The following is a 5,912-nucleotide window of genomic DNA, read 5'->3' as shown; positions in this document are numbered from 1 at the left end:
CGAGAGCCCCCGGATCGCATCACGCGACCCGGGGGCTCTCGTCATACCACCCCACCTTGACCGGCCACCGCGCCCCACACCCGCCCCGCAAGGCCGGAGTCACGTAGTCCCTCCACGGAGACCACCGCACCCCGGCTGTCGGTGAGCGGGACACGCCAGTTGGGGTACTCCTCGGACGTCCCCGGCATGTTGACCGGCCGGCGATCTCCAGCCAGGTCGGCGACGGACACGGCGTACAGGAGAGAGGGCGCCGCGGACAGGAAGGCGTGGAGCGCCACCACCAGGTCTTCCGGGCTGTCGCCCTCGAGGAGACCGCGCTGCCTGACCGCCTCGGTGTAGGAACGGATCTCGGCCGCGGCATCGAGGCGCTCCTGCTCCGCATCGCCCGTCAGCTGGCCCAGCTCCTCGCGGACGTCGACGTGGACGAGATCGACATAACCTGCAGTCGGGGGGAGGTCGTGGGTCGTCACCGAGGTCATGCACAGTCGCCGGTAGTCCTCCGGAGGCGTCGGCCGGCCATCCTCCTGCTCGAACCACATCACCGAGGTTCCCATGACTCCTCGCTCGGACAGTTCCTCCCGAACCCCCGGTGCGACGGTCCCCAGGTCTTCTCCCACGACCACGGCTCCGGCACGTGACGCCTCCAGAGCGAGGACCCCGATCATCGCCTCGTGGTCGTAGCGCACATAGGTTCCCTCGGTGGGCGCGAGTCCCGACGGTATCCACCAGAGTCGGAAGAGCCCGAGGATGTGGTCGATCCGGATCCCTCCCGAGTCCCGCAGCGCGGCGCGCACGATGTCCCGGAACGGTCGGTAGCCATCCTCGGCGAGCGCGTCCGGTCGCAGCGGGGGTTGAGACCAGTCCTGGCCCAGCTGGTTGTAGGCGTCCGGCGGCGCGCCCACGGTGACCCCGCGTGCCAGTGAGCGGTGGAGGGCCCAGGCGTCGGCGCCGGTGGGATGAACCCCGACGGCGAGGTCGTGCAGGATGCCCAGGCGCATCCCCGCCGACAGGGCCGCACTCTGCGCCCCTGCACGCTGTTGAGCGACCTGCCACTGCAGCCACTGGTGGAAACGGACCTCCTCCGCGTGGTCGTGCGCGTAGCGCGCCACCGCGTCGGAGTCCGGATCCCGGAGATCCTCGGGCCACCGCGACCAGTCCGGGCCCGCCTCGGCCGCCAGCGCGCACCACGTGGCGAAGCGATGGAGACCGGGTTCCTGTTCGACGACGAAGGCGTCGAACTCCCGTGCCCGATCATCCGACAGGGGAGCCGAGAACACCATCCGCAGGGCATCGAGCTTGGCACTCCAGGAGGAGTCGCGGTCGATGGTGTCCCGGGAGTTGTGCGGGTGCTGTGACCGTGCGAGATCATCGATCCTCCGCCTGTCCTCATCCGGCAGGGCGGTGTACTCCGGAATCTGCTCGGGACGGAGATACAGAGGCGAGGCGAACCTACGCGTGGTGGGTAGGTACGGGGACGGCTCCACCGGCGGGAACGGCTCCCCGGCGTGCATCGGGTTGACCAGGACGAAGTCGGCTCCGAGGTCCCGGCCCGCCCAGCCGGCGAGGTCGGCCAGATCGGCCAGGTCCCCGACCCCCCACGATTGCTCGGACCGGACCTGGTAGATCTGCGCGGCCAGACCGGCCGCGCGGCGTCGCGTGAGGTCCGCGGGAACCGGTATCGATTGCGGGGCCACCAGCAGGGTGGACTCGACCGTCCGGGATCCGGGAGCTGACGGTTCGGAGACCACGGCGACGAGCCGATGCCATCCGAGGGGGAGGGAGGCGGGGAGGTCGAGTTCGACGCGGTCAACGAGCACGCCGTCGACCTCCATCGACTCGGCAGGGGTGTCGGGGAGCTCCACATCGAGCGGTGCGGCCGAGTCCTCGAGATGGGCCGACAGCGTCACCGTGGCACCGCGTGGGGCATGAACCGCGCACCTGGCGCTCGCCCCCCGCCTCGCCACTATCGTCGGTGGGAGCACCCGCCGCCACGGCCGCAGACGATTCTCCTCGAGGGCCTCACGGGCCGTGGTGCCGCTCTCGTCGTCGTCATCGCCGGCCCGGACGCCCATCGCGGCCAGAACCGCGCGCAGGGTCCGGGCGGTGATGTCCTGTCGGACTCCGCGCGCATCGGTGTAGCTCGTGGCGACCCCACACCTCTCGGCGAGCTCGACCAGGGCGGGGGGTACGGCGTCGGTCACGGTCACGGGGGTCCTCGCGTCGGGTCGGGCGGCGCCCCTGCCGGGACGCCGCGGACAGTCACGGTCCACTGTGCCATCGGAGCGCGCGGGGTGCGGGTCGACAAAAACGGACCGCACTCCGCGCGCGGTGGGTGGACAACGTAACCTGAGTTCGAACACGTATCAGTTCCGCCCAGAGAAAGGCCGTGGACAACCCATGACCGAGGCATTCATCTACGACGCCATCCGGACTCCGCGAGGCAAGGGCAAGCCTGGCGGCGCTCTGCACGGGGTCAAGCCGATCGACCTGGTCGTCGGTCTCATCGAAGAAATGCGGCGTCGGTTCCCCGACCTCGACGAGAACCGGATCTCGGACATCATCTACGGAATCGTCACCCCCCTGGGTGACCAGGGCATGGATCTGCCGCGCATCGCCGCGCTGGCCGCCAAGATGCCCGACACCGTGGCCGGCGTGCAGATCAACCGCTTCTGCGCATCCGGCCTGACCACGATCAACATGGCCGCCCAGAAGATCCGCTCCGGATGGGACGAGGTCGTCCTCGCCGGCGGCGTCGAGTCCATGTCGCGTGTCCCGATGGGCACCGACGGCGGGGCCTGGGCCCTGGACCCGGCCACCAACTACGACACGTACTTCTCCCCGCAGGGGATCGGTGCCGACCTCATCGCCACCCTCGAGGGCTTCACCCGCGAGGACGTGGACCGCTACGCCGAGCGCTCGCAGCGGCTCGCCGCCCAGGCGTGGGAGGAGGGCCGGTTCGCCAAGTCGGTCGTCCCGGTCAAGGACATCAACGGCGTCACCATTCTCGACCACGACGAGCACATGCGTCCGGGCACCACCGTCGAGAAGCTGGCCGGCCTCACGCCGTCGTTCGCCATGGTCGGCGACATGGGTGGCTTCGACGCCGTCGCGCTGCAGAAGTACCACTGGGTCGAGGAGATCAACCACGTCCACCACGGTGGCAACTCGTCCGGCATCGTCGACGGCGCCGCGCTCGTGGTGGTCGGTTCGGAGAAGGCCGGCAAGGAGATGAACATGACGCCGCGCGCCCGTGTCGTGGCCGCGGCCACCTCCGGCGCCGACACCACCATCATGCTCACCGGCCCGACCCCGGCAGCGAAGAAGGCTCTCGAGATCGCCGGCCTCACCTCTGACGACATCGATCTCTGGGAGCTCAACGAGGCCTTCGCCTCCGTCGTCCTGCGGTTCCAGAAGGACATGAACATCCCCGACGAGAAGCTCAACGTCAACGGCGGAGCGATCGCCATGGGCCACCCCCTCGGTGCGACCGGCGCCATGATCACCGGCACCGTGCTCGACGAGCTCGAGCGGACCGGCGGCAAGCGCGCCCTCATCACGCTCTGCGTGGGCGGCGGCATGGGAGTCGCCACCATCATCGAGCGCGTCTGATCCGCACCACCGACACCACAGCCTTGAGGAGTAGAGAACCAGTGAGCGAAAACATGTTCCGGTGGGAGCAGGACGGCGACGGCATCGTCACCCTCACCATGGATGACCCCGACCACGGCGCGAACACCATGAACGCCCGTTTCATCGACGACTTCTCGGAGACCGTCGGCCGCATCGAGGCCGAGAAGGACTCCATCAAGGGCGTCGTCCTGACCTCCGCCAAGAAGAGCTTCTTCGGTGGCGGCGACCTCAAGTCCATGATCACGGCGGGCCCCGAGGACGCCGAGCAGCTGTTCGAGCGGTCCATGGAGATCAAGGGCCGGATGCGCGCCCTCGAGACCCTCGGGGTCCCGGTCGTGGCCGCCATCAACGGTGCGGCCCTGGGTGGCGGCCTCGAGCTCGCGCTCGCGTGCCACCACCGCGTCATGGCCGACGCCCGCGGCGCCAAGGTCGGCCTGCCCGAGGTCACCCTCGGTCTGCTGCCGGGTGGCGGCGGGATCGTCCGGACCGTCCGCATGTTCGGCCTGGCCCAGGCCGTGCCCAACATCCTCATGTCCGGTCGGTCCTTCGCGCCGGCCAAGGCGCTCGAGGCCGGCCTCGTCGACGAGGTCGTGGCCCCCGAGCAGTTGATCGACGCCGCCAAGGCGTGGATCGGCACCGAGCCCGAGGCCACCCAGCCGTGGGACCGCAAGGGGTGGAAGCTCCCCGGCGGCACGATCAAGGACCCCGCACTGGCCGGCGTCCTGCCGTCCTTCCCCGCGAACATGCGCAAGCAGACCAAGGGCGCGCCCTCCCCGGCGCCGCGTGCCATCATGGCCGCGGCCGTCGAGGGCTCGCAGGTGGACTTCGCCACCGCGGAGAAGATCGAGGCGCGCTACTTCGTCTCGCTGGTGACCGGCGTCGTGGCCAAGAACATGATCCAGGCCTTCTTCTTCGACATGCAGCACTGCTCCTCGGGGGGAGCGCGGCCCAAGGCCGCCGACGGTTCGGAGATCCCCCGGACGCAGTTCACCAAGGTCGGAGTCCTGGGAGCCGGCATGATGGGCGCGGGCATCGCCTACGTCTGCGCCAAGGCCGGCATCGAGGTCGTGCTCAAGGATGTCGAGCAGGCCTCCGCCGACAAGGGCAAGGCGTACTCCGAGAGCATCGAGGCCAAGGCGCTCGAGCGTGGCCGCACCACCCAGGAGAAGTCCGACGCGCTGCTCGCCCGGATCACCCCGACGGCGGATCCGCAGGCGCTGGCCGGCTGCGACCTCGTGATCGAGGCGGTCTTCGAGTCCCCGGACCTGAAGAAGAAGGTCTTCCAGGAGATCGAGGACGTCGTCAACGCGGACGCGCTGCTGGGGTCCAACACCTCCACGCTGCCGATCACCGACCTCGCGACCGGCGTCAAGCGGCCCGAGGACTTCATCGGCCTGCATTTCTTCTCGCCCGTCGACAAGATGCAGCTCGTCGAGATCATCAAGGGTGACAAGACCACGCCGGAGACGCTGGCCAGGGCCATCGACCTGACCCTGCAGATCCGCAAGATCCCGATCGTGGTCAACGACAGCCGGGGCTTCTACACCTCCCGCGTGATCGGCACGTTCGTCAACGAGGCGCTGGCCATGCTCGACGAGGGGATCGAGCCCTCCACCATCGAGCAGGCCGGCCGCATTGCCGGATACCCGGCCGCGCCGCTGCAGCTGTCCGACGAGCTGAACCTCAACCTGATGGTCAAGATCCGTCAGGCCACCCGCGAGGCCGAGGAGGCCGAGGGTAAGGAGTACGTGCCCAGCGCCTCCGACCGCGTGGTGCTGAAGATGGTCGAGGAGATCGAGCGCTCCGGTCGCGCCGCCGGCGCGGGCTTCTATGACTACATCGACGGCAAGCGCGCCGGCCTCTGGTCGGGTCTGCGGGAGGCGTTCAACACCTCCCCGGACAACGCGCCGCCACTGCAGGACCTGGTGGACCGCATGCTGTTCGCCGAGGTGCTCGAGACGCAGAAGTGCGTTGACGAGGGTGTGATCGTGGACGATGCCGACGCCAACATCGGTTCGATCATCGGCATCGGGTTCCCGGCGTGGACGGGCGGCACCCGCCAGTACGCCAAGAACTACGCGGCACCCGGCGAGCACGTCGCCTCGGGCTACAAGGGTTTCGTCGCCCGAGCCGAGGAACTGGCCGCCAAGTACGGCGAGCGCTTCGCGCCCACCGAGTCGTTGAAGAAGGCGGCTGCCGAGCAGAACTGAACAGGCCACCGGCCGAGCGGTCCGCTCGACACGCGGTAGAGGCGGCCGCCCCCGGGAACCCCCGGGGGCGGC

General features: G+C 69.4%; 3 protein-coding genes. 2 read left to right on the top strand and 1 reads right to left on the bottom strand.

Annotation, left to right across the window (positions count from 1 at the left end; translation table 11 throughout):
• Positions 1-41: 41 nt before the first annotated feature.
• Complete coding sequence (gene malQ, locus G6022_RS04960) at positions 42-2,201, bottom strand: 4-alpha-glucanotransferase (RefSeq protein ID WP_182639874.1); 2,160 nt, start codon at positions 2,199-2,201, stop codon at positions 42-44.
• 196 nt (positions 2,202-2,397) lie between these two features.
• On the opposite strand from malQ, the gene G6022_RS04955 reads away from it, so the two are divergent.
• Together G6022_RS04955 and G6022_RS04950 are read left to right on the top strand one after the other, a co-directional pair.
• Positions 2,398-3,609 (top strand): acetyl-CoA C-acetyltransferase, encoded by a 1,212-nt coding sequence (locus G6022_RS04955; RefSeq protein WP_179524636.1) that lies wholly within the window; start codon positions 2,398-2,400, stop codon positions 3,607-3,609.
• A 41-nt stretch (positions 3,610-3,650) separates the two neighbouring features.
• Complete coding sequence (locus tag G6022_RS04950; RefSeq protein WP_182691100.1) at positions 3,651-5,840, top strand: 3-hydroxyacyl-CoA dehydrogenase NAD-binding domain-containing protein; 2,190 nt, start codon at positions 3,651-3,653, stop codon at positions 5,838-5,840.
• Positions 5,841-5,912 lie beyond the last annotated feature (72 nt).

The organism is Dietzia sp. Cai40 (assembly GCF_014145165.1).
GTDB classification, from domain to species: Bacteria; Actinomycetota; Actinomycetes; order Mycobacteriales; family Mycobacteriaceae; genus Dietzia; species Dietzia natronolimnaea.
Note: the sequence above shows the minus strand (reverse complement) of the source record. Positions and strands in the feature narration are given on the sequence as shown.

What these genes read in the sequence shown, in the direction of transcription:
- G6022_RS04955 (WP_179524636.1), top strand. Translation starts at nt 2,398, where the DNA reads ATGACCGAGGCATTCATCTACGACGCCATCCGGACTCCGCGAGGCAAG.